The 23,727-nt window shown below is 70.3% G+C and carries 23 protein-coding genes; 15 read left to right on the top strand and 8 right to left on the bottom strand.

Going from position 1 to position 23,727, the window contains the following annotated elements; translation table 11 throughout:
- The 3 genes from ACN675_RS20005 to nhaA all read left to right on the top strand — a co-directional run.
- The coding region (locus tag ACN675_RS20005; RefSeq protein WP_420752509.1) for a S1C family serine protease at nt 1-1,254 on the top strand (1,254 nt) is incomplete at its 5' end.
- An 83-nt stretch (nt 1,255-1,337) separates the two neighbouring features.
- The gene (tatB, locus tag ACN675_RS20010; protein WP_197250207.1) at nt 1,338-1,709 is read left to right on the top strand and encodes a Sec-independent protein translocase protein TatB; all 372 of its coding nucleotides are present in this window, start codon (nt 1,338-1,340) and stop codon (nt 1,707-1,709) included.
- A 25-nt stretch (nt 1,710-1,734) separates the two neighbouring features.
- On the top strand, nt 1,735-3,618 hold the full coding sequence (nhaA, locus tag ACN675_RS20015; protein ID WP_420752510.1) for a Na+/H+ antiporter NhaA: 1,884 nt from the start codon (nt 1,735-1,737) through the stop codon (nt 3,616-3,618).
- A 68-nt stretch (nt 3,619-3,686) separates the two neighbouring features.
- Here the strand turns inward: nhaA and ACN675_RS20020 are convergent, their stop codons facing one another.
- The 5 genes from ACN675_RS20020 to ACN675_RS20040 all read right to left on the bottom strand — a co-directional run bounded on the left by ACN675_RS20020 (nt 3,687) and on the right by ACN675_RS20040 (nt 8,886).
- The gene (locus ACN675_RS20020; RefSeq protein WP_420752511.1) at nt 3,687-4,820 is read right to left on the bottom strand and encodes an Mrp/NBP35 family ATP-binding protein; all 1,134 of its coding nucleotides are present in this window, start codon (nt 4,818-4,820) and stop codon (nt 3,687-3,689) included.
- 25 nt (nt 4,821-4,845) lie between these two features.
- On the bottom strand, nt 4,846-5,721 hold the full coding sequence (locus ACN675_RS20025; protein ID WP_420752512.1) for a lytic transglycosylase domain-containing protein: 876 nt from the start codon (nt 5,719-5,721) through the stop codon (nt 4,846-4,848).
- Nucleotides 5,722-5,888: 167 nt separating this feature from the next.
- Nucleotides 5,889-6,881 (bottom strand): hypothetical protein, encoded by a 993-nt coding sequence (locus ACN675_RS20030; protein ID WP_420752513.1) that lies wholly within the window; start codon nt 6,879-6,881, stop codon nt 5,889-5,891.
- Nucleotides 6,882-7,091: 210 nt separating this feature from the next.
- Nucleotides 7,092-7,619: a DUF1003 domain-containing protein gene (locus ACN675_RS20035; protein WP_420752514.1), complete on the bottom strand. Its 528-nt coding sequence runs from the start codon at nt 7,617-7,619 to the stop codon at nt 7,092-7,094.
- Nucleotides 7,612-8,886, bottom strand: coding sequence for a magnesium transporter MgtE N-terminal domain-containing protein (locus tag ACN675_RS20040; protein WP_197250213.1), 1,275 nt, complete (start codon nt 8,884-8,886; stop codon nt 7,612-7,614). The genes ACN675_RS20035 and ACN675_RS20040 overlap by 8 nt, the downstream gene beginning before the upstream one ends.
- Nucleotides 8,887-9,091: 205 nt before the next feature.
- On the opposite strand from ACN675_RS20040, the gene ACN675_RS20045 reads away from it, so the two are divergent.
- From ACN675_RS20045 to ACN675_RS20065, 5 genes are all read left to right on the top strand, one after another.
- The gene (locus ACN675_RS20045) at nt 9,092-10,048 is read left to right on the top strand and encodes an HpcH/HpaI aldolase/citrate lyase family protein (RefSeq protein ID WP_420752515.1); all 957 of its coding nucleotides are present in this window, start codon (nt 9,092-9,094) and stop codon (nt 10,046-10,048) included.
- A 114-nt stretch (nt 10,049-10,162) separates the two neighbouring features.
- Complete coding sequence (locus tag ACN675_RS20050; RefSeq protein WP_420752516.1) at nt 10,163-10,651, top strand: general stress protein; 489 nt, start codon at nt 10,163-10,165, stop codon at nt 10,649-10,651.
- Between the two features lie 123 nt (nt 10,652-10,774).
- Entirely contained in the window at nt 10,775-11,590 is an 816-nt protein-coding gene (locus tag ACN675_RS20055; protein ID WP_420752517.1) for an NmrA family NAD(P)-binding protein, read from the top strand.
- 4 nt (nt 11,591-11,594) lie between these two features.
- A complete protein-coding gene (locus tag ACN675_RS20060) occupies nt 11,595-12,455 on the top strand; it encodes a hypothetical protein (RefSeq protein WP_420752518.1) in 861 nt (286 codons plus the stop codon).
- Between the two features lie 164 nt (nt 12,456-12,619).
- Nucleotides 12,620-12,985 carry a DoxX family protein gene (locus ACN675_RS20065; RefSeq protein WP_420752519.1) on the top strand — a complete coding sequence of 122 codons (366 nt, stop codon included), beginning with the start codon at nt 12,620-12,622 and terminating at the stop codon, nt 12,983-12,985.
- A 25-nt stretch (nt 12,986-13,010) separates the two neighbouring features.
- Here the strand turns inward: ACN675_RS20065 and ACN675_RS20070 are convergent, their stop codons facing one another.
- A complete protein-coding gene (locus ACN675_RS20070) occupies nt 13,011-14,549 on the bottom strand; it encodes an MFS transporter (protein ID WP_420752520.1) in 1,539 nt (512 codons plus the stop codon).
- A gap of 79 nt (nt 14,550-14,628) precedes the next feature.
- On the opposite strand from ACN675_RS20070, the gene ACN675_RS20075 reads away from it, so the two are divergent.
- The 3 genes from ACN675_RS20075 to ACN675_RS20085 all read left to right on the top strand — a co-directional run bounded on the left by ACN675_RS20075 (nt 14,629) and on the right by ACN675_RS20085 (nt 17,293).
- On the top strand, nt 14,629-15,741 hold the full coding sequence (locus tag ACN675_RS20075; protein ID WP_420752521.1) for a winged helix DNA-binding domain-containing protein: 1,113 nt from the start codon (nt 14,629-14,631) through the stop codon (nt 15,739-15,741).
- Nucleotides 15,742-15,785: 44 nt separating this feature from the next.
- Nucleotides 15,786-16,382: a suppressor of fused domain protein gene (locus tag ACN675_RS20080; protein WP_420752522.1), complete on the top strand. Its 597-nt coding sequence runs from the start codon at nt 15,786-15,788 to the stop codon at nt 16,380-16,382.
- A gap of 83 nt (nt 16,383-16,465) precedes the next feature.
- Nucleotides 16,466-17,293: an SDR family oxidoreductase gene (locus ACN675_RS20085; protein ID WP_420752523.1), complete on the top strand. Its 828-nt coding sequence runs from the start codon at nt 16,466-16,468 to the stop codon at nt 17,291-17,293.
- A 6-nt stretch (nt 17,294-17,299) separates the two neighbouring features.
- On the opposite strand, the gene ACN675_RS20090 is transcribed toward ACN675_RS20085, so the two are convergent.
- Both ACN675_RS20090 and ACN675_RS20095 read right to left on the bottom strand, forming a co-directional pair.
- Nucleotides 17,300-19,066: a hypothetical protein gene (locus ACN675_RS20090; protein WP_420752529.1), complete on the bottom strand. Its 1,767-nt coding sequence runs from the start codon at nt 19,064-19,066 to the stop codon at nt 17,300-17,302.
- A gap of 29 nt (nt 19,067-19,095) precedes the next feature.
- Entirely contained in the window at nt 19,096-20,151 is a 1,056-nt protein-coding gene (locus tag ACN675_RS20095; RefSeq protein ID WP_420752524.1) for a magnesium and cobalt transport protein CorA, read from the bottom strand.
- A gap of 110 nt (nt 20,152-20,261) precedes the next feature.
- On the opposite strand from ACN675_RS20095, the gene ACN675_RS20100 reads away from it, so the two are divergent.
- The 4 genes from ACN675_RS20100 to ACN675_RS20115 form a co-directional block, all read left to right on the top strand.
- A complete protein-coding gene (locus ACN675_RS20100) occupies nt 20,262-21,116 on the top strand; it encodes a PHP domain-containing protein (RefSeq protein ID WP_420752525.1) in 855 nt (284 codons plus the stop codon).
- Entirely contained in the window at nt 21,113-21,562 is a 450-nt protein-coding gene (locus ACN675_RS20105) for a hypothetical protein (RefSeq protein WP_420752526.1), read from the top strand. The genes ACN675_RS20100 and ACN675_RS20105 overlap by 4 nt, the downstream gene beginning before the upstream one ends.
- A gap of 414 nt (nt 21,563-21,976) precedes the next feature.
- The gene (locus ACN675_RS20110) at nt 21,977-23,170 is read left to right on the top strand and encodes an NAD(P)-dependent malic enzyme (protein ID WP_420752527.1); all 1,194 of its coding nucleotides are present in this window, start codon (nt 21,977-21,979) and stop codon (nt 23,168-23,170) included.
- Between the two features lie 91 nt (nt 23,171-23,261).
- Nucleotides 23,262-23,727: glycine betaine ABC transporter substrate-binding protein (locus tag ACN675_RS20115; RefSeq protein WP_420752528.1), on the top strand; the 466-nt coding region annotated here is incomplete at its 3' end.

Genomic DNA, 23,727 nt, shown 5'->3' on the forward strand with positions numbered 1-23,727 from the left:
CCCGAGGACGCCACCGAAACCCTGCAGCGACCGCCCGCCGCGCCCGGCAGCGATGCCGGGAACGAGGCCCCCGAACCCGATCCCTGGCGCGATCCGTCGAGCCCGGTACGGCTCGGACCCGCCGCGCAGCAGGCGGGCGAGCAGGTTCTGCCGCCCGGACGGAAACTGACCCTGCGGGAGGTGCTGTTCGACCGTCGCGTCGAACCGCGCGCTCTCGCGACCCTCGCTGCGGTCGCCGTCGCGATCGGCATGGTGGGCGGCTTGATCGTCGCGCTGGTGACCGCCGACAACGGGTCCCTGACCAGCCGCGGTGTGTCGCTCTCGCAGATCGCCGGTGACGACGAACTGCCCACCGGGCAGGTCGCGCGGGTCGCCGACGCGGTGCTCCCGGCGGTCGTGTCGATCCAGGTGACGCTCGGCGACGAGGCCGGCACCGGTTCCGGGGTCGTGATCGACGGCGCCGGTTACATCGTCACCAACAACCACGTCGTGTCGATGGCGGCGAGCAGCCCCGACGCGAAGATCCAGGTGACCTTCAACGACGGCACCAAGGTGCCGGCCTCGATCGTCGGCCGCGACATCCACACCGACCTCGCGGTGCTCGCGGTCGAGGACGTCGACAACCTGACGGTCGCCGAACTGGGACGGTCCGCCGACGTGCAGGTCGGTGAGGACGTCATCGCGGTCGGCTCGCCGCTCGGCCTGAGCAAGACCGTCACGCGCGGCATCGTCAGCGCCCTGCACCGGCCGATGCGTCTGGGTGGACAGGGCACCGACACCGACGCCGTGATCGACGCCGTGCAGACCGATGCGTCCATCAACCCCGGCAACTCCGGTGGTCCGCTCGTCGACGCGGAAGGTCGCGTGATCGGCATCAACTCGGCGATCAAGACCGAGACCGGCGGTTCGGTCGGGCTCGGTTTCGCGATTCCCATCGACACCGTCACGCAGGTGGCCCAGGAATTGATCCGCAGCGGGGAGATGCACCACCCGGAGATCGGGGTGAACGCCCGCACGGTCGTCAACGACGCCGCAAGCGGGGCGGAGGTGGCGAACGTGCAGGCCGACAGCCCGGCCCAGCGTGCCGGGATCGTCGAGGGCGACGTGATCGTCAAGGTGGGCGACCGCACGGTGACCAGCGCGGACGAGCTGGTCGTGGCGGTTCACGAGCAGCGGATCGGGGAACCGGTGACCGTCCAGCTCGTGCGCAGCGGACGTCTCGTCGACGTGCAGGTGACCCCCGAATCGGACTGACCGGCCGGGAGTCTCTCGTGCACCGGTTGTGATCTGCGCACGTCAACCGCACGTCCCGGAATCCGACCACGTACTCTGGAACGGTGTTCGGCAACATCGGTTGGGGCGAGTTCATGGTGCTCCTCGTGGCGGCGCTCGTGGTCCTGGGACCCGAGCGTCTGCCCGGCGCGGTCTCCTGGGTGACGAAGTCGCTGCGTCAGGTGCGCGACTACGCGTCCGGTGCCCGCCAGCAGCTCAAGGACGAACTCGGACCGGAGTTCGAGGACCTGCGCAAGCCGTTGTCCGAGCTGAACGAGCTGCGGGGCATGACCCCGAAGGCCGTCATCACCAAGCATCTGCTCGACGGCGACGATTCGATCCTCACCGGCAACTTCGACAAGCCGGCCCCGAAACCGCCGGCGGCGAAACCGCTCGGGGCGGGGGAGCTGCCCCCGATCGACACCGACGCGACCTGATCGCGCGGGATCGGAACGGATAGCCGTGGCAGCACAGGAGGTCCGAACCCCTGTGCAGCGCGGCCGTCTCACGGCCCGGCTCGCCGGCATCCGCGAGATCACCGACGAGGATTCGGCGTCGGCGGCATTTCTGCTCGCAGCGACCGTGGCGGCGTTGATCTGGGCGAATCTCGGCGACTCCTACGAGGCCTTCTGGCATCTGCCGTTGACCGTGCAGATCGGCGACTACGGCATCGGCATGGACCTGCAGCACTGGGTCAACGACGCGCTCATGACGTTGTTCTTCTTCGTCGTGGGGCTCGAGGTCAAGCGTGAGCTGACCATCGGTGAGCTCACCGATCGGACCCGGGCCGCGGTCCCGGTCGTCGCGGCGGTCGCCGGGCTGGCGGTGCCGGTCCTGCTGTTCCTGCTGCTCAATCCGAGCGGTGAGGCGGCCGGAGCGTGGGGTGTCGTGATCTCCACGGACACGGCGTTCGTCATGGGCGCGCTCGCGCTGGTCGGCCCGCGGTGCCCGGCCCGGCTGCGGATCTTCCTGCTCACCCTTGCGGTCGCCGACGACATCGGGGCGCTCGGCGTGATCGCGCTGTTCTACACCGACGATCTCCGGGTCGGGCCTCTCGTGTTCGGCGCGATCGGGCTGCTGGGGATCGCGCTGCTGCGCCGCCTCGCGGTCTGGCGCGGCGTCGTGTACTTCTTGGTGGCGGCGGCCACCTGGGTGGCGTTCTACGAGTCCGGTGTCCACCCGACCTTGTCCGGGGTGCTGATCGCGCTGATCCTTCCGGTGTATCCACCCAGGCGCAGCGAGGTCGAGCGGGCCGGGGAACTCGCCCGTGCGTTCCGGCAGTCACCGAACTCGGACTATGCGCGGGCGGCGCAGCTGGGTGTGCTCCGCGCGGTGTCCGTCAACGAACGCCTGCTGCGGCTCTACGGCCCCTACACGTCGTTCCTCGTCGTGCCCGTGTTCGCGTTGGCGAACGCCGGGGTGGTGCTGAGCGCGGAGGCGGTCGGTGCCGCGGTGCGGTCGCCGCTCGCGTGGGGCATCCTGCTCGGCCTGGTCGTCGGCAAGTTCGTCGGCATCACCGGCGCGGTCGCGCTGGTCACCCGCATGCGTCCGGGGGCGCTGCCGCCGGGTCTGACGCTGTCGCAGATCGCCGGGGGCGGCGCGCTCGCCGGGATCGGGTTCACCATCTCCCTGTTCATCGTGGATCTGGCGATCCCGTCGCCGAGCCTCGCGAACGACGCACGGGTCGCGGTGCTCGCTGCCGCCGTCGTCTCCACCGTCTTCGGCTGGGTGCTGTTCCGCATCGACGACCGGCGGCGCGGCCCGGTCCCGGTGACGAGCCGGTTCCTGCCGCGCCCGGTCGAGGTCGGGCGGGACCACATCCGCGGCCCCGTCGACGCGCCGCTGACGCTCGTGGAGTACGGCGACTTCGAATGCCCGTTCTGCAGCCGGGCCACCGGCAGCATCCGGGACGTGCACGCGCATTTCGGGGACGCGGTGCGGTACGTGTTCCGCCACCTTCCGCGCGACGAGGCGCACCCGAACGCGCGGTTCGCCGCCGAGGCCAGCGAGGCCGCGGCGGAGCAGGACCTGTTCTGGGAGATGCACGATCAGCTGTTCGCGCACGCCGACAGCCTCGGTGAGGACGACATCTACGGCTACGCGGCCGAGCTCGGTGTGGACCTGGAGCGTTTCGAGGAGGCGTTGCGGACCGGTGCCACGCGGTTGCGGGTCGTCGACGATGCTGTCGACGCCGAGGTCGGCGAGATCACGCAGACCCCCACGTTCTATCTGGGCGTGTCGGGGGACGATCTGCTCCGCCACACCGGACCGTTCGACGCGGCGACCCTGATCCGGCGGCTCGAGGAAGCGCGGCGACGGGGTGAATCGGGTGTCGGTTCAGGCTGAGCCCCGTGACGGCCGAGCCCCCGGCGTTGCCGGCTGGGCCGCGGTAGCCGAGGGCCCAGCCGTGACGCTCAGAGGTGTCGCGTGGTGTCGATACCCAGCGACATACCGGCCAGGCCGCGGCGCCGCACCGCGAGCTTCTCGGCGATCTCGCGCAGCGCCGTTCCGGCGGCGGAATCCGGTGCACTGAGCACGATCGGGGTTCCGGCGTCGCCGGCCTCCCGGATCGCCGGGTCGAGCGGAATCTGCCCCAGCAGGGGGACCTGCGCGCCGACTGCGCGGGTGAGCCGTTCGGATACGGCCTGGCCGCCGCCGGTGCCGAACACGTCCATGCGGGTGCCGTCGGGCAGTTCGAGCCACGACATGTTCTCCACGACCCCGGCGATGCGCTGACGGGTCTGCAGCGCGATCGACCCGGCCCGTTCGGCGACCTCCGCGGCGGCCTGCTGGGGGGTGGTCACGACGAGGATCTCGGCGCTCGGGATCAACTGGGCCACGGAGATCGCGACGTCACCGGTGCCGGGCGGCAGGTCGAGCAGCAGCACGTCCAGGTCGCCCCAGAACACGTCGGCGAGGAACTGCTGCAGCGCGCGGTGCAGCATAGGGCCGCGCCACACGACGGGCGTGTTGCCCTGCGTGAACTGGGCGATGGAGATCATCTTCACGTCGTGTGCGATGGGCGGCATGATCATGCGCTCGACCTGCGTGGGCTTGGCGTCGGTGCCGAGCATGCGCGGGATCGAGTGACCGTAGATGTCGGCGTCGAGGACGCCCACGGACAGACCGCGTGCGGCCATCGCGGCCGCGAGGTTGACCGTGACCGACGACTTGCCGACCCCGCCCTTGCCGGACGCGACCGCGTAGACGCGGGTCAGCGATCCGGGCTGGGCGAACGGGATGACCGGTTCGGTGGAGTCCCCGCGCAGCGACTTGCGCAGCTCGGTGCGCTGTTCGTCGCTCATCACGTCGAGGGTCACGTCGACGGCACCGACCCCAGCGACGTCGGCGACGGCCTTGGTGACGCGTTCGGTGATCTCGGTGCGCAGCGGGCACCCGGCGGTGGTGAGGTAGACGCCGACGGCGACGTTTCCGTCGGCGTCGATGTCGATGTTCTTGACCATCCCGAGTTCGGTGATGGGTTTGCGGATCTCCGGATCCTGCACCCGGGCGAGGGCACTGCGGATATCGGATTCACTCACTGCCATGGCGCCCATCGTAGGCGGGTGCTGATCAGTGGATGCGCGGCAGGTCGACGGGGCTGGGCTCGATGCCGGTCGAATAGGCCGCGGACCAGGCCAGGACGTTCGCGACGTAGGCCATCGAATTGTTGTAACGGTGGATGGCCTTGGTGGCCTGTGCGACGTTGCGCATGTCGAGGCCGCCGTCGCACAGGTACTTGGCGGTCGTCAGGGTGGAGTCGAACAGGTTCTGCGGATCGGCGACGCCGTCGCCGTTGCCGTCGCCCGCGTACTGGTTCCACGTGGTGGGGATGAACTGCATCGGGCCGACCGCGCGGTCGTAGACGGTGTCGCCGTCGAGGGCGCCGCCGTCGGTGTCGTAGATGGTGGCCTGGCCGGGCAGGCTGCCGTTGAGTGGAAGCCCGATGACGGGGTCGAAGAGCTTGCCGTCGTCGGCGGCGCGTCCGCCGTTGGCGTGGCCCGATTCGACGCGGCCGATGCCGGCGAGCAGCGTCCAGTACATGCCGCAGCCGGGGTTCTCGGCGGCGAGGATGCGTTCGGCGTTCTGGTAGGCGGCGAAGTTCACCGCGGGGATCCCGAGCGGTCCCTGCTGCCGGACGACGGGTGCGGCCGGTTCCGGTTCGGGTTCCGGCGCGGCCTTCGGGGCGGGTGCGGCGGCGGGTTCCGGCGCGACCATCAGGTCGGCGACCGGCGCGACGGACCGGACGACCTCGGCGGGAGCCGTGTCGGCGGTGCCGGCAGCGGCTTCGGCGGATCCGGCGGTCTGATGGATTCCGAGGAAGCTCTTCGAGGTCGCGCCCGCGGTGGCGGCGGCCGCGGTGACCAGGCCCACCGGTACGAGTCCTGTTACCGCGATGACGGAATTCCGTCGCAACTTGGACGTCGTAACTTTGTTGTGCCGGCCCACTCGCTACCTTCCCTCGGGCACCTCTTCGAGATGCCTCCGTTATCTGGCCGACCGACGATAACACGGGTTGAGACTGTTCCGTTATTCAAACGTGATGTAACAGGGTGCGCGGCGCGCCCTGCGTGCTCTTGGCTGCTGGAGCAACCAAAAGCGCGAACGAGTGAGAGTTACGGTCCGCAGAACGCGGGAACCAGGCAGGGAATCTCCGGCAGGGCCGGGGGAGCAGGAGCCGCCGGCGCGGGTTCGGCCGGGGCGGGTTCGGCGGCCGGTTCCTCCACGACCACCGGCTGTGGCTCGACCGGCTGTGGGGCCACCGGCTGTGGGGCCACCGGCTGTGGGGCGACAGGCCCGGGGGCCGCGACATCCGCGGCGTCGGGAACCGGCCGGACGGTGGTCGTGGGCATCGGCGGCGGGGCGATCACGCCGGGCGACGTGGCCGCACCCTTCTCGTACGCGGCCGACCACGCCTCGACGTTGACCCGGTATTCCGGGCGCGGGTCGAACAGCGCGATAGCCCGGGCGCGACCCTCCGGTTCCCGCAGGTTCGCCTCGTTCGCGCACATCCAGTGGCCCGCCGCGAGGGACTGGTCGAACACGTTCTGCGGATCGGTGCGTCCGTCGGCGTTGCCGTCCACCGCGTACTGCTCCCACACCGCGGCCGGAAGCTGCATCGGGCCGAGTTCACCGTTCGGCGACACCCTCGGGGTACTCAGCGTGCCGAGCACGTCGGTACGGCCGCCGTCGGCGTGTCCGGATTCGAGCCGACCGACCGCCGCGAGCAGATTCCACGGGAGCCCGCACCCGGGTGTGTCGATCTGCAACTGCATCTCCGCAGCGCGATACGCGTAGTAGACGAGTTCGGGTACCGCGAGCGGACCCTCCGCCGCGAGCACAGGGGACGGCTGGCCGGGTGGAACCGTGACATCCGGCGGGAACTGTGCCAGCGGGTCGGTGGGGATGCCCGCCGGGGCGGCCGCCGGGCCGCGTGGAGGGGTACCCGGCACGGGAGTGACCGGGACGATTCCCACGGATCCGGCCGTTGTGGTCAGGTCGCCCTCGGCCGCGGCAGCCGGTTCGATCAGCGGTGCTGCCGACGACGATGCGGCCGCATATCCCGCTGCGAGAATCACCGGCACCGCGATCAGACCCTGCCACCGCACACGACCACCCCTCACATGTCCCGCACAGCACTTCCCGCACAGCACTTCCTGCACAGCACTTCCTGCACAGCACTTCCTGCACAGCACTTCCTGCACAGCCACGAACTCGGACCCCCACGCCGCCCGACCCGGCATGTCTGTGACGGAGATTACAGAACAGTCGAGCCGAGTGCTCGCTCGGGTGACATCAGCGCCGCGCGCTGACTGGGATCAGCGCCGCGCGCTGCGCGCCTTCGCCTGACCCGCGGGCCTGGCGGACTCGTCCTCGGTATCGACGAGCAGGGCACGCAGGTCGTCCAGTTCGCGGCGCAGATAGTCGCGCGTCGCGACCTCGCCGACCGCCAGCCGCAGGGCGGCGAGTTCCCGTGCGAGGAACTCGGTGTCCGCCTTCGTCTGCTCGGCCCGCGCGCGGTCCTCCTCGAGCGAGACCCGGTCGCGGTTCTCCTGTCGGTTCTGTGCCAGCAGGATCAACGGTGCCGCGTACGCCGCCTGGGTCGAGAACGCCAGGTTGAGCAGGATGAACGGATACGGATCCCACTTCAGGTCCACCGCGATGATGTTCAGGGCGATCCACACCACGACGATGATCGTCTGGATCAGCAGATAGCGGCCGGTCCCGAGGAAGCGCGCGATCGACTCGCTGACCCGGCCGACGGCCTCCGCGTCGAAGTTGAGCCGGAACCGGGACGACCGCGGCGTGTCGAGACGCTGGCTGGCCAGAGTGGTGCGGTCACTCATCGTCGGTCTCCTCTTCACGCCAGTCCTCGGGCAGCAGGTGATCGAGCACGTCGTCGACCGTGACCGCGCCGAGCAGGTGCTGTTCGTCGTCGACCACCGGACCGCACACCAGGTTGTAGGTCGCGAAATACCGGGTGACGGCCGTCAGGGAATCGCCGGGATCGAGCCGGGGCAGGTCGTTGTCGACGATGCCGCCGACCAGACTCGCGGGCGGTTCGCGCAGCAGCTGCTGTAGGTGTACGCAGCCGAGGTAGCGGCCCGTGGGGGTCGCGGTGGGGGGCCGCACGACGAACAGCATCGACGCCAACGCCGGTGTCAGGTCCGGGTTGCGTGCTCGCGCGAGCGCCTCTGCAACCGTCGTGGCCGGGGTGAGCACGACCGGCTCCGGGGTCATCAGACCACCGGCGGTGTCGGGCGAGTGCTCGAGCAGGCGGCGCACCGGCTCCGAATCCTCGGGGTCCATCAACTGCAGCAGCGATTCGGCTTCGGTCTCGGGGAGTTCGCCGAGCAGGTCGGCCGCGTCGTCCGGGTCCATCGCCTCGAGCACGTCGGCGGCGCGGTCGACGCCGAGACTGGTGAGCAGCTCGGTCTGGTCGTCGGCGGGCAACTCCTGCACGACGTCGGCGAGGCGTTCGTCGTCCAGCGCGACCGCGACCTCGTTGCGTCTCTTCTCGGGCAGTTCCCGCAGCGCCAGCGCGACGTCCGCGGGGCGCATGTCCTCGAACTGCAGCAGCAGCTGCGAGACGCCCTGGCCGGGCATGGCCAGCGTGGCCGCGGTGAGCCCGGAGATGTGTTGCCACCGCACGACGTGGATCGCCGAGCGCCGGGCGAGCCGGCCCCGGTGCTGCCGTACCGCGACGCGCGTGACGAGCCAGTCGCGGGTGCGGGTCAGCTCGATGCCCAGATCGACGACGACCGCGTCGACCCCGGCGAGCTCGGGCAGTTCCGGGTCGTCGACCCGGACCTTCGAATCGAGCACCTGGGCGAGGGCGAGGATCTCGGTCGGGCGCTGTTTGAATCGGCGCAGACTGACATTTCCTGTCGTGAGGGTCACCGCGCCCGGCTCGATCGCGGTGACGCGCAGCATCGGCACGAAGATCCGCCTCCGGGTGGGCAGTTCGACGACGAGGCCGATGACACGCGGCTGCTGGCGTCCCATCCGGATGGTGAGCACGACGTCGCGGACGCGACCGATCGATTCGCCGTCGGGTCCGAGAACGACCAGGCCCGCAAGCCTGGCCGCGAACACCTTGCTCACTGCTGCCAAGTGGTCACTCCCCACGAATTCGGTGCCGGACCAGCCAAGCATAAGAGCGGCCCCCGCCGGTTACGCCGCACCGTCCGGAGCCGTGCCCCCAGGGTGAAATCCACGCCACAGACGGGTGGTCGTTCAGGGTTTGCTCACTGCTGACATGATGGCCGGGTCAGGGCGTGGGGGCGCCGAAACTGCGAACGGGAGGTCCGTCCAGCTCATGTCGTTCTCGTACAAGCCGCGTCGATCCGTACTCGCCGTCCCCGGAAGCAGCCGGAAGATGATCGAGAAGGCGAAGGGCCTGCCCGCCGACGAGATCTTCCTGGACCTCGAGGACGCGGTGTCGCCGCTGGCGAAGGAAGAGGCCCGCACGAACATCGTCGACGCACTCAACGAGGGCGGCTGGGGCGAGCAGCTCAAGGTCGTGCGCGTCAACGACTGGACCACCGACGCCACCTACCTCGACGTGACGTCCGTCGTCGGCGGCGCGGGCGCGCACCTCGACGCGATTCTGCTGCCGAAGGTGCCCGACGCGAGCCATGTGAAGGCTCTCGATCTGCTGCTCACGCAGGTCGAGAAGGCGCACGGCCTCGAGGTCGGCGCGATCGGTATCGAACCGCAGATCGAGAACGCGATCGGCCTGACCAACATCAACGAGATCGCGACGGCCAGCCCGCGAGTCCAGACGCTCGTGTTCGGTCCCGCCGACTTCATGGCCAGCATCAACATGCGCACCCTCGTCGTCGGCGAACAGCCCGAGGGGTACGACCGCGGGGACGCCTACCACCACATCCTGATGACGATCCTCATGGCGGCCCGCGCCCACGGGCTACAGGCCATCGACGGTCCCTACCTGCAGATTCGCGACGTCGAGGCGTTCCGCCGGTCGGCGCAGCGCACCGCCGCCCTCGGTTTCGACGGCAAGTGGGTGCTGCATCCGAGCCAGATCGACGCGGCCAACGAGGTCTTCAGCCCGCGGCAGGAGGACTACGACAAGGCCGAGATGATCCTCGACGCCTACGAGTGGCACACCTCGGCGGCCGGCGGCGCGCGCGGCGCGGCGATGCTCGGTGACGAGATGATCGACGAGGCCAGCCGGAAGATGGCTCTGGTGATCTCCGCGAAGGGCCGCGCGGCGGGCATGACGCGCACCACGGTTTTCGACCCGCCGCAGTAGCCACGCGGGAGTCGTCAACCGGGCAGAATGGACACGTGCGCACGGCTGGAGTTGTGCGCCGCCCCCGACTGCGAAGCGACTCGAGCGTCGCCCCGCGAAAAGGAGTTCATGCCCATGACGAACCCTCTCGGACAGCCCGGCCGACCCGCCCCGGGTCTGCCGACCCCGCCGAGTGGTTGGCCGGTCGGCTCGTACGCGACCTACGCCGAGGCCCAGCACGCCGTCGACTACCTGTCCGACCAGAACTTCTCGGTTCAGGACGTCACGATCGTCGGTGTCGACCTCATGCAGGTCGAGCGTGTCACCGGGAAGTTGACGTGGCCGAAGGTGATCGGCGGGGGAATCGTGTCGGGTGCCTGGCTCGGCCTGTTCTTCGGCCTGTTGCTGGGAATCTTCTCGACCGATTTCCTCGGTCCGCTGCTCGTCGGCCTGGTCGGTGGCATCGTGTTCGGTCTGATCTCGGCGACCATTCCGTATGCCGCGACGCGCGGCCAGCGGGACTTCTCGTCGACGATGCAGCTGGTCGCCGGCCGCTACGACGTGCTGTGCGAACCGAAGACCGCCGAACGGGCCCGCGACCTGCTCGCCAAACTGGCCATTTAGGGCATGTCTCCCAATCCCCGTTTCGGCGCACCCGTCGCCCGATCGCCAGGTGCATCCGAGAAGGATCAGGAGCCACGCCCTGGACCGGCTCCCTGCGGGGCGGGATCGACGTAGTCTCGCCCCATGACGATCCTCGTGACCGGAGCCACGGGCAATGTGGGGCGGCTGGTCGTCGACGAGCTCGTGCGCGCCGGGACCGAACGGACCGTTCCGCCGATCCGGGCGCTGACGGTGAACCCGGCTCGTGCCGCGCTGCCCGACGGTGTCGAGGTCGCGAAGGGATTCGTGGGCCGGCCGGAGTCCCTGCACGGTGTGTTCGAGGGGGTCGACGTCCTCTACCTGGCACCGGTGCCTGCCGTGGCCGGCGCGGTCGCGCAGCTGGCCCGGGACGCCGGTGTGCGCAGGATTGTGACGCTGACCGGCGGGGAAGGCTCGGATTGGCACCGCATCGAGCCCGACGTCGAACGATCCGGGCTGGCCTGCACGCATCTCGAGCCGGGGGAGTTCATGTCGAACGCCCTGATCTGGGCGGAACAGATCCGCACCACCGGTGAGGTGCGCGGTGCCTACCCGACGGCGGCGACCGCCCCGATCGCCCTCGAGGACATCGCGGCGGTCGCCGCCAGGGCACTGCTCGACGACGCCCACGCGGGCCGCACCTACGAGCTGACCGGCCCCGAGTCGCTCACCCACCCCGACATCGTCCGCGAGATCGGCCGGGCACTCGGCCGTGAGGTGCCGTTCCGCGAGGTGGGCCGCGAAGAGGCGGAGACGTTGCTGGCGCGGTCGATGGGGGAGTACGCGGGCTGGTATCTCGACGGCAGAGCATCCGTGATCGGTCGTCCGCAGCAGGTCACGCGGACCGTCGAGGAGGTTCTCGGCCGACCGGCCACGACCTTCGCCCAGTGGGCGCACACCCACGTCGACGAGTTCCGGTGACGCGGTGGCGGGCGCAGACATCGATCCCGAGGAGATCGCCGACGAGTTGTACGGTGTCGACCCGAACGAGTTCGTCGCGGCCCGGGACGAGTATGTCGCGCAGGCCCGCGAGGCAGGCGATCGGGACACGGCAGCGGTAATCGGCAAGCTGCGCAAACCGACGGTCGCGGCGTGGCTGGTGAATCTGCTCGCCCGCGACCGCGCCGACGAACTCGCCGCGCTGCTCGACCTCGGCGATGCCCTGCGTAAAGCCCAGCGCCGCCTGTCCGGCAGCGATCTGCGCAAGCTGTCGAACCAGCGTCGGCATGCGGTCGGGGCGCTCGAACGGGAGGCGGGCCGTCTCGCCGTCTCGCGCGGACGCCGGGTGAGCGAGGCGGCGCTGCGTGAGGTCGGGCAGACCCTCAACGCCGCTCTCGCCGACCCCGACATCGAGGAACGGGTGCGTGCCGGGCGGCTCGAAACCTCCCTCGAATACAGCGGATTCGGAGACAGCGGTGCGGTTCCGCTGCACGTCGTCCGCGATCGGACGAAGGACACCGCGACCGAGGAGCCCGAGGACGAGCAGGCGCGTGCCGCCGAGAAGGAGAAGGCGAAGGCCCGCGCGGCCGAACTGAAACGCGCGATCGCCGACGCGGAGGCCGCCCAGGCGGCCGTCGTCGAGGCCCGGGCCGCGGCCGAACGGGCCGAGCAGGAACTCACCAGCCACGAGGCGCGGGTGCGGGAGCTGCGCGAACAACTCCAGCACGCCGAGGAGCAGCGCGAGTTCGCGCGCAGTGCAGCAAAAGCCGCGGCGCAGGACGCGACGGCCGCGGAGCGGGCCGCGGCGGCGGCGAACGCAGCGGTCGGCCGTCTGCGTGGTGAGTGACCGAAGCTCCGACAATCGACGCGGTGAATGCGAAATCGCTCTCGTACAGCGTGGGCGGATTCCGAAACGCGTAGTGGATGGGAACGAGCCCACCGATGCCGGGAGTCACGATCCGGGCGTCCGAATCGTCAAACAGACGACAGGACTATCGGACGGAGAAGCTCATGGACACCGTATACATCGCAGTCACCGTCCTCGCCGCCGTCGCGATGGCGAGTGCCGCCACGCTGAGCCTGGTTCGGCACCAGCTCGTCGTGGCCGCAGCCGACGTCGTGGAGCTGCCCCGCTCGTGGGTGCCGCGACTGGGTGCGCTCCTGGGGGCAGGTGCAGTCGGGCTGATCGTAGGCTTCGCGGTCCCCGTGCTCGGCGTGGTCACGGCGGTCGCTCTCGTGCTGTACTTCCTCGCCGCCGTCGGCGCCCACGTCCGGGTGCGCGACCACGATCCGGGGCGGCTCGCGAACGTCCTCATGTTCCTCGTCCTCGCGATCGCTGCCCTGGTGTCGAGCGTGCTGTACAACGCCCCGTGGTGATCGGCGCCGGACCTGCATTCCGGACCTACACGGAGGATTCGCGTTGCGGGTGCTCCGGCGTGCCCGCGAGATCGGATCTGCCGGCGGGGGTCCGGCCGCCGGCGAGCCCGTCGACCACGGCCCATTCCGCGGCCAGCGCCGTGGCCTCGACCTCGTCCTCCTCGACGTCGGTGAGGGGCCGCGAGGGCGCACGCACCGTGACGAACACCAGGACGGCGGCGGCGGCCGCGGCGACCGCGGCGAGCCCGAACGCGGCGACGAAGGCGGACTGCTTCGCGAATCCGCCCGCGCCGACGAGCGTCGCGAGCAGAGTGGTGACCAGCGCGCTGCTCAGGGAACTGCCGACGGTCCGGGCGATCGAGTTGATGCTGTTGGCGACGCCGGTCTCGTCGGGCCGGACCTCGGCGACGAGCAGCGCGGGCAACGCCGCGTAGGCGAGGCTCACGAAGACCGAGACGAGGATGCCCGAGACGATGATCTGCCAGCTCCGGTCGTGCAGCACGGCGATGAGCACGAACCCGGCCGTGCCGATCACACAGGACACCCCGAGCACCCGTTTGGCGGTGAAGCGGTGAACGAGACGGCCCGCCAGTGCCGCCGCGATCACCCCGACCAGCGCGCCCGGCAGCATGTACACGGCGGTGGCCTCGAGCACCGTCGCACCGAATCCGTACCCCGCGGCCGGCGGGGTCTGGACGAAGTACGACGTCCCGAGGAAGTTCACGAACATCGCGACCCCGACGAGCAGTCCCGCCAGGTGCAATACGAGCACCGGCCGGTGGGTGAGCATGCGCGGCGGGACGAGCGGTTCGTCGACGTGCCGTTCGAACGCGAACCAGCCGGCGAGCACCGTCAGGCCGCCGGCAGCGCACAGCAACGTCGCCGGTGAACCCCAGCCCCACGTGCCACCCTCCGACAGCGCCAACAGCGCGAGGGCCAGCCCGATCGACAGCAGTACCGCCCCGGCCCAGTCGATCCGGCCGTGCGCCGCGGCAACACGTTTCGGGACGACGACGAACGCCATCATCAGGCCGACGAGGTTGAACAGCACCAACAGCCAGAACACCCGCCGGTAGTCGGTGTCGCCCGACACGGTCGTGCCGGTGAGAACCATGCCGACCGCCCCGCCGACGCCCATCGTTCCGGACAGCAGTCCCATCGCGCCGACGAGCCGATCCGGGGCGACCTCCTCGCGCAGCACCGCGATGCCCACGGGGAACAACGCGTACGACGCGCCCTGCAGCACCCGGCCGACGACGAGCAGCGCGAACGAATCGGTGACCGCGCACAGCAGCGACCCGGCCAGCACCACCCACAGGATTCCCATGAGGATTGCGCGTTTGCCGCGCAGGTCGGCGAGCCGCCCGAGGACAGGGGTCGCGACCGCTGCGGCCAGGAGGTTTGCGGTGAGCAGCCAGCCGGAGGCGGTGGTGCTCACGTCGAGTTGCGCGCGGATGGTACCGACGATGGGCACCACGACCGTCTGCATCACGGCGACGGTGGTGACGATGAGACACAGTGCGGGAAGCAACAGTCTGGTACGCAATGTGTCCGATCTCGCCATCAGCCGACCGTAGCAGTGACGAACCACGACAGCGTGCGAGCGACCGGCATGCGGGACACAGGGGTGCGAAGGTGAGTCGGTGACGCCCCGCCCCCTCACGGACCGCGAGCTCGGGCGCGCGACCCTCGCGCGTCAGCACCTGCTGCGCCGCAGCGACCTCGGGCCGCTGCCGATGATCGAACACCTGCTGGGTCTGCAGGCGCAGGCACCCCTCCCGCCCTACCTCGCGCTGTGGAGCCGGATCCGGCGATTCGTACCCGAGTCCCTCTCCGACCTCATCGCCGCCCGCGCGGTCGTGCGGATCGTGCTCATGCGCGGCACGATCTTCGCGGTCTCGGCGGCGGACGCGGCCGCGCTGCGCCCGTGGGTGCAGCCGTTGCTCGACCGCGACCTGGACACGAACACCGCCTATGCCGCCGCGCTGGCCGGGGTGGATCGGGACGCGCTCGCCGCGGCCGGACGCGAACTGGTCCGTGACGTGCCGCGCAGTCAGCAGGAACTGCAACCGCTGCTCGCCGAACGATTCCCGGGCCGCGACCCGAAAGCCCTCGCGCACGGGGTGCGCGGGCTCGTGCCGATGGTGCAGGTGCCGCCGCGCGGTCTGTGGGGCAGGTCCGGGCAGCCGCGGCTGGCCGTGCTCGACGAGTGGACCGGTCACCCTCCGGTCGCGCCGGACCCGGAGTCGCTGCTGCTGCGCTACCTGGGAGCGTTCGGGCCCGCGAGCGTGCGGGACGCGCAGGCGTGGTGCGGGCTCACCCGGCTCGACGAGGTCTTCGAGCACCTGCGTCCGCGGCTCGAGGTCTTCCGCGACGAGCGCGGCGTCGAACTGTTCGACCTGCCCGACGCACCGCGCCCCGATCCCGCGACCCCCGCCCCGGCACGCATCCTCGCGCCCTACGACAACGTGCTGCTCTCGCATGCCGATCGGTCGCGGCTGATCTCGGACGAGAACCGGCGCCGCATCATGACGCAGAACGGCATCGTCAAACCGGCCGTGCTCGTCGGCGGGACCGTCGCGGGTATCGCCGATCTGAGGATCACGAAACAGGCTGCGGCACTGGATATCACACCGTGGCGCAGGCTCACGGCCGCGAACCGGTCCGCGCTCGAAGCGGAAGGGCTGCGGTTGCTGGACTTCGCGGCCCCGGCGACCGCCGACCACCGGGTGCGATTCGTCGACGACGACCGCTGACCCGTCACCCGGGACGAATGCTGCGCGCGGCGTACATTGCAGGGGTGACCGACGCTGTACTCCCTGCAGTCCGTGCCCACCTCACCGAGCATGTCGCCGGTGCGCCCGGTGCCGACCCGGAATCGGCATCGGTGACGTTCCTGGGTCTCGAACCCATCGAGGTGCTTCGGTTCCGGTCGACAGAGTCCGGGGTCACCCGGTTCGTCACGCTCGGCTGTTCGCGGCATCCCATGGGCGATCCCACGGCGATGGTCGCCGATCCCACCCGCGGCCCGCGCGCCGAACTGGTCCTGAGCCTGCGGAACGCGGAAGGCATCACCGCCGGCGTTCACCGCACGCTCGCGATCCTCGCGGCGCTGCCCGCCGTCGAAGGTGTCGTCCTGACCGAGGACGCACTGCTCGATCTCGGCGAACCGCTGTGGGAGAACGCGCCGTTCACCGCGGTGCTGCTCGGACCCAGCGACATTCCCGACCTGGAACTGCCCGAACCCGCCGATCCGGTCCGGTTCTTCGACGCCGTACCGCTCACCGGCACCGAGGCCGCGTGGAAGCGGTTGCGCGGCGCCGGTGCGTTGCGCGACGCGTGGGCCGAAGCCGGCATCGACGTGCGCGACCCGAACCGGGGCCAGCCGCGGATGTGACGCGATCCACTCCCGCTGCATGATGTGATCCGGGTCGCCCCTGCTCTACAGTCGCGTCCATCCGATCACCACGGGAGGCACGGATGGACAAGGACGTCGTCGTCGTCATCGGCGTAGGGGGCATGGGACTGGCGATCGCCCGCCGCCTCGGCAGCGGCCGGAAGGTGCTGCTCTCCGATTTCGACGAGACCACGCTCGCGGCAGCGGCTGCCACACTGCGCGGCGAGGGCCACGACGTCACCGAGCGGACAGTCGATGTCTCCGAACGCGATTCGGTCGTCGACCTCGCGGACGCCGCCGCCGGACTCGGCCGGGTCACCCACATCGCGCACACCGCGGGGCTCTCGCCCGTGCAGGCACCCACCGAGGCCATCCTGCGTGTCGACCTGCTCGGAGTCGCGCTGGTCCTCGACGAGTTCGCGCGCGTCGTCGCGTCCGGCGGTGCGGGCGTCGTCATCGCCAGCATGGCGGGGCACATGTCCGGCGGGCTGCCCGCCGACCAGGAGAAGGCGCTCGCGACCACCCCCACCGGCGAACTGCTCGACCTGCCGTTCCTTGCACCGGAGACTCTGGGGCATCCGGCGATGGCCTACGTGATCGCCAAGCGCGCGAACGCTCTGCGCGTGCAGGCCGCGGCCGCCGCGTGGGGCGCGCGGGGCGCCCGCATCAACTCGATCAGCCCCGGCGTCATCTCCACCCCGATGGGCCAGGAGGAACTCGCCGGCGAGTCCGGCGCGAACATGCGGACGATGGTCGAGATGTCCGCGACCGGTCGGCTCGGCACACCCGACGACATCGCCGCAGCGGTCGCGTTCCTCCTCGATCCGCAGGCTGGTTTCGTCACCGGCACCGACCTGCTCGTCGACGGCGGTGCGGTCGCCGCGGTGCGCGCTGCCGGCTGGGCGAGCTGATACAGCTCACTTCGGTGTGACCACCCCGACCGGTCCGCCGCCGAAACACACGGTCGGTCCGGTCGCGGGGGAGCGCACCTGCAGGCCGGTCCCACCGCCCGGCACCCGGACGTAGACGGTGCTCGGATCGGACCCGACCGGGACCTGCGTGGGTGCGGCGCCCGGGAACCCGACCTCGATTCGCCCGGGCTGCGACGCGAAATAGTTCAGCTGCACGGTCCAGTCCAGTTCCATCATCGGGCCGTCCAGCGGCAGCGTGACGGTCGTGCCGGGCGAGAGCCGGTACCCGCAGTCCGGCTCGGGTCCCGGCGGCACCCACCGCACGGCGAACAGACCGCCGTCGACGAGCGCACCGGAGTCGTCCAGCACGGCCGGATTCTCGGCGCTGTCGGTGATCTCGGCGCGCCCGGGCAGCGCGGAGAACACCGATCCGATGAGATTGTGCGGATGCGTGACCGGCAGCAGCACCCACACCGACACCGGATGGTCCAGGATCGGCACGTCCGGGTGCGCGGTGAGCGCGACCCGGGCGGTGGCGAGATAGTCGCCGGTCGGATTGTCCACCCAGCTCCGCGTGAACGTCACCGTGGACCACAGCGAACCGGCCGTGAACGCGACCGCGCAGATCGCCGCGACGACAGGGGAGTGGCGGGCCGGTGCACCCCGTGCGGGAGCGCGCAGAACCAGGGCGGCCGCGATCGCGCCGATCACCGCCGAGTCCGCGAAGTAGCGCAGCGTCTGCGCGAGTTCGTAGGTGGTCTCGGCACCGAACCGGGTGCTGATCATCGCCGCCAGGGAGGCGAGCACGTAGGCGGCGGCCGCGGCCCACACCCATCCCGTCCGCCGACGTCGCAGCACGCTCCACACCAGCGCCGCGAGCACCGCCGCCCAGCTCACGACGACCAGCACGATCGGCGGCGTCGCCCACGGCGGGCTCGGGTTCCAGCGTTCCCACTGCCACGGTCCGCCGAGGAACGTGGGCACCAGCCCGTACGACAGACCGTGATGCGTCAGCCCGGACACCATCGCGAAATCGGGTATCCCGAACCGGGATTCGACGAAGGTGAGATAGCACGCGGCCCACCCGGTGAGCAGCACCGCCGAGGCGATCCACAGCACCCGCCCGCGTCGCGCCGCGAGCCGCACCGGCCGGGCGCGCCCGTCGACCCGGTACGCGAGCGCGACGGTCGCGAACGCGACGAACGGCACCAGGATCGACTTCTCGAAGAACAGCAGGGCGATCGCGGTGACCACGGTCGCGGACACCGCGTAGCGTCGCCGCCCGGTGCGGGCCAGCAGCAGTGCGTCCCCCGCGACCCACGCCAGCGCCGCCTGCAACGGCAGCGCGTTGAGTCCCGCCGCCCACCACGCGAACGCCGGCAGCGTCAGCGGCGCGAACAGATAGAACAGGAGCGGCCCCCACAGGACCCGCCGCGGGCCGAGCAACAGCCACAACACCCGCAGCACCGCGAGCGACGCCACCGCCTGCCCGACCACCAGCGACACCGCGGCGGGCCACCACTGCAGGGGCGCGACCGCGTTGGCGAGCGCGGCCGCGGCGAACGCGCCCGGCATCAGATGGCCGTCGTGGTCGTGCAGCAGCAGGTCTGCGGACCACAGCGGATACGTTCCCGCACGGCCGATCAGGATCAGATCGTCCCAGTAGAGTTCGCCGGCCGCGGCGACCGCCGCGCGGATCGCCACCTGCACGGCGACGAGCGCGAACCCGACCCCGAGGACCAGGCGCACACGCTCCCGGCGGTCCTCAGGCACCGTGGAGGAACGGTCGAGCAGCGCTTCCGTCACAGCCACTTGTTGCGCCGGAACGTCAGGAACAGGGCGACGGTGATCACCACGATCACCCCGACGACCATGTAGTAGCCGTACTCCCAGTGCAATTCGGGCATCCGGTCGAAGTTCATGCCGTAGATGCCGGCGATCATCGTCGGGACCGCCGCGATCGCGACCCACGCGGAGATACGCCGCATGTCGGTGTTCTGCTGCACGGTGACCTTCGCGATCGCCGCGTCGAGCAGGGTGCTCAGCGTTTCGTCGAACGTCGCGATGCGTTCGGCGACGGTGGTGTGATGGTCGGCGACATCCCGGAAGTAGCGGCGCACGTCCTTCGGGATCGGGTGGCCCGGTCCCCGGGTGAGCTGCTGCAGCGGCGCGGCGAGCGGGACCACCGCGCGGCGCAGCTCCACGATCTCGCGCTTGAGCAGATAGATCTGTTCGACGGCGATGCGGGTGCTGGGCGTGAAGACGAGTTCCTCGAGGTCGTCGACGTCCGGTTCGACGAGGGTGGTCACCGCCAGATAACTGTCCACCACGTAGTCGGCGACGGCGTGCAGCACCGACGCGGGCCCGAGCGCGAGCCGGTCGGGCGACTGCTCCAGCCGGTGCCGGACGTCGGACAGGCCGGAATGATCGCCGTGCCGCACGCTCACCACGAAATCGGGGCCGGTGAAGATCATGATCTCGCCGGTCTCGACGATCTCGCTGGTGGTCGTCACCGATTCGTGCTCGACGTAGTTGACGGTGCGCAGCACCAGGAACAGCACGTCGTCGTAGCGCTCGAGCTTGGGCCGCTGGTGCGCGTGCACCGCGTCCTCGACCATCAGCTCGTGCAGCCCGAACGTCCGGGCGACGCTCGTCATCTGGTGCTCGTCGGGTTCGTGCAATCCCAGCCAGATGAACCCCTCGCCGCGGCTGCGGACCTCGGCGAGCGCGTCCGCGTGCGTGTACCGGCCGGGCAGGCGCCTGCCGTCGACGTAGACCGCGCAGTCGACGACGGCCTCTTCGGCGGGGACGGGGACGGCTCGGGGGTCGGCGTCGCGGCGGGACGGCAGGTTCGGCATCGGTTCCCTTCCGCGCGGCAGCTCGGCCCGGCCATGCTAACCCGCCCGCGGACGCCGCTCGAGTCGTTGCCCTGAGCTGTTGTTCTGCTGTCGCCTGACAAACTGGAGGGGTGCGCATCGATCTGCATTCCCATTCGACGGCCTCCGACGGAACGGACACGCCGGCGGACCTGGTCCGGGTCGCCGCGGCGGCGGGGCTGGACGTCGTTGCGCTCACCGATCACGACACGACCGCGGGCTGGGACGAGGCGGTCGCGGCGCTGCCGTCCCGTCTGACGCTGGTGCGCGGGATGGAGATGTCGTGCACCGGCCGCGGTGAGGACGGGCATCCGGTCGCGGTGCATCTGCTCGCGTACCTGTTCGATCCCGCCGACCCGGTGTTCGCCGCGGAACGGGAACGACTCCGTTCGGAGCGGGTCGGGCGGATCCGTGCGATGGCGTACCGGATGGCCGAGGACGGCCTGCCGTTGGATCCGGAGAGCGTCGTCGAGGCGGCGGGTCCCGTGGCGGGGCGACCCCACCTCGCGCGGGCGCTGGTCGAGGCCGGGGTGGTTCCGACGGTGGGCGCGGCCTTCACCGATCTGCTGTCGCCGCGGGGCCGCTACTACGTGCCCAAGGACGACACCGCCCTCGAGGACGCGGTGCGCATGGTCGAGGCCGCCGGGGGAGTGACGGTGCTCGCGCACGCCCGCGCGCGGGCGCGCGGGAGGTTGCTGGCGCTCGACCACGTCGAGGAACTCGTCGACCACGGGCTCGGCGGGCTCGAGGCCGAGCATCCCGATCACAATGATGCGGACGTGCGGCTGATGCGGGACATGGCGGCGAACCTCGGGCTGTTCGTCACCGGGTCGTCGGACTACCACGGCGCGAACAAGGACATCGGGATCGGCCGGTTCACGACGCACCCGGCGGCGCTCGAGGAACTGATCGCGCGTGCCTCGGGTGTCGAGGTGGTCGTCGGATGAGTGCGTGGGGCCGGCGGGGCGGCGAGTCGTACGGGGACGACTACGACGACCGGCACTACGCCGCGGGCAGTTACGACAGCGAGTACTACGACGATGAGTACTACTGCCACGAGTACTACGATGCATCGGATTCGCCGACGGAGGTGTTCGATCGTCCCCGGCGGCGGGACAACGTCGCCGTGCGCGCGGTGCGGATGTTGTCCGGACTGGTGTGCGGCGCGGTCGTGATCCTCGCCCTGGTCGTCGGCGGCGCCCAGTACCTCGCCGGGGATCGGGGAGTGCCGGGACCGGGCGTCGAGTCCGTCGCGGCTCACGTGGTGGCCGCAATCGTCGTGATTGCTGCTCAGATCTCCGCGGACCGCCGTCGTGGACTGTCCGCTCTGCCCGGTTCTGCTGTGGTGTTCGTCACTTCGGCTTTCCTGATGTTTACGCAGTGGTGGGGATGACTCCGCGTATCTTCCCTGCTACTCGGGAGTAATTCGTCCGTTACGTGGACAAGACCCCCGGTTTCGTCGAAACTCACAGGTGGGACGCTCGAAAAGTGAGAGCTTCGCAATGTGTGGCGATTTGATTGTTCCGTTGTGAAGGTGGCAAACTTGCGTCCAATCCGGCGCCGGAGATACCCCCCGATGCCGGACGATGGCAGACCCCTGTACAAGGGCTCGTCGCCAGGGCTCACCAGCCACGGCGCCATCACGCTCCGGAAGTCGTACAGCGTAGTACAGCGGTAATCGTGATCGCGCCCGGATGCTTCACAGAATTTGTCCTTGGCGAAGCACCTGCGAACGAATGGTAAATCGTCGCAGCTACTTCGCAGTAACCGCGACCTGGGTGGTCACGGAACAAGCAGGAGTGTCATCGTGTCTATCGTGTCCGACGCACCAACGCCCAGCAAGGTCGAACTGACCAACGAAGAGATCTTCGACGCGCACATCGACGGCAAGCTGTCCGTCGAGCTCACGTCGCCGCTCGAGAACCAGCGGGACCTGTCGATCGCGTACACCCCGGGTGTCGCGCAGGTCAGCCGCGCGATCGCCGCCGACGAGACCCTCGCCGCCCGCTACACCTGGACCGACCGCCTGGTGGTCGTCGTCAGTGACGGCACCGCCGTGCTCGGTCTCGGGGACATCGGGCCGCGCGCCTCGCTGCCGGTGATGGAGGGCAAGTCCGCGCTGTTCAAGAAGTTCGCGGGCCTGAACTCGATCCCGCTCGTGCTCGACACCAAGGACCCCGACGAGATCGTCGAGACCCTGATCCGGCTGCGTCCGAGCTTCGGCGCCGTGAACCTCGAGGACATCTCGGCCCCGCGTTGCTTCGAGATCGAGAAGCGCGTCATCGAGGCCCTCGACTGCCCGGTCATGCACGACGACCAGCACGGCACCGCCATCGTGGTGCTCTCCGCGCTCATGGGTGCCGTCAAGGTCCAGAAGCGCAGCATCGCCGACCTGCGCATCGTCGTCTCCGGCGCCGGTGCAGCCGGTGTCGCCTGCACCAACATCCTGCTCGCCGCCGGTGCCACCGACGTCGTCGTGCTCGACTCGAAGGGCATCGTCTCGCGTGAGCGCTCCGACCTCGGCCCGATCAAGGCCGATCTCGCCGAGCGCACCAACCCGGCCGGACGCCACGGCGGCCTCATCGAGGCTCTCGACGGAGCCGACGTGTTCGTCGGTGTCTCCGCCGGCACCGTGCCCGAGGAGATCGTCGCGACCATGGCCGACGACGCGATCGTGTTCGCGCTGTCGAACCCGGATCCGGAGATCCACCCGGAGGTCGCGAGCAAGCACGTCGCGATCGTCGCGACCGGCCGCAGCGACTTCCCGAACCAGATCAACAACGTGCTGGCCTTCCCCGGTGTGTTCAAGGGTGCCCTCGACGCCGGTGCCCGCCGCATCACCGAGGGCATGAAGCTCGCTGCCGCCGAGGCCATCCTCTCGGTTGTCGGCGATGAGTTGGCTGTGGACAAGATCGTTCCGAGCCCGCTCGATCCGCGCGTCGCACCCGCCGTCGCCGAGGCCGTCGCGGCCGCGGCGAGGGCCGAGGGTGTCACCGACTAGCGGCATCGCACCGCACGCCCCGGACGGAGCCCGCACCAAGGCTTCCGGACCGGGGCGTTCGGCGTTGCGGACGGTGCGCGAGGATGGCACGGTGACCACGAACTCGAAGCGCACGACACGGTCGGGAAGAACCCTGGCCGCAACGGCGGCGATCGCGGCAGCGGCGGTCGCCGGGTGCGCGTCACCGGTCCTCGACGAGGCCCCCGGACCGTCCGGTGTGGTCGTCGGCACCGGTACCGAGACCGACGGCGAGCTCCTCGCCCATCTCTACGCGGGCGCGTTGCGCCGCACCGGGATCGACGTGACGGTCCGCGATACGGGCGACCTCGCCGCGCTGGACTCCGCCGAGGTCACGCTCGTCCCCGGCTACACGGGCCGGCTGCTCCGCCGCTTCGACCCGTCCGCCCCACAGACGGACGCCGAGGACGTGTTCACCGCGCTCGGCCGGGCGCTGCCCACCGACCTGACGGTCGCCGACTACGCGAGCGCCCAGGACCGCGCCGTTCTCGTGCTGAGCGACGCGACGTCGGCCGCGCTGGGTGTCACGGACGTCGACG

Origin of the sequence: Rhodococcus sp. O3 (assembly GCF_048897285.1) — a bacterium.
GTDB lineage: Bacteria > Actinomycetota > Actinomycetes > Mycobacteriales > Mycobacteriaceae > Rhodococcus.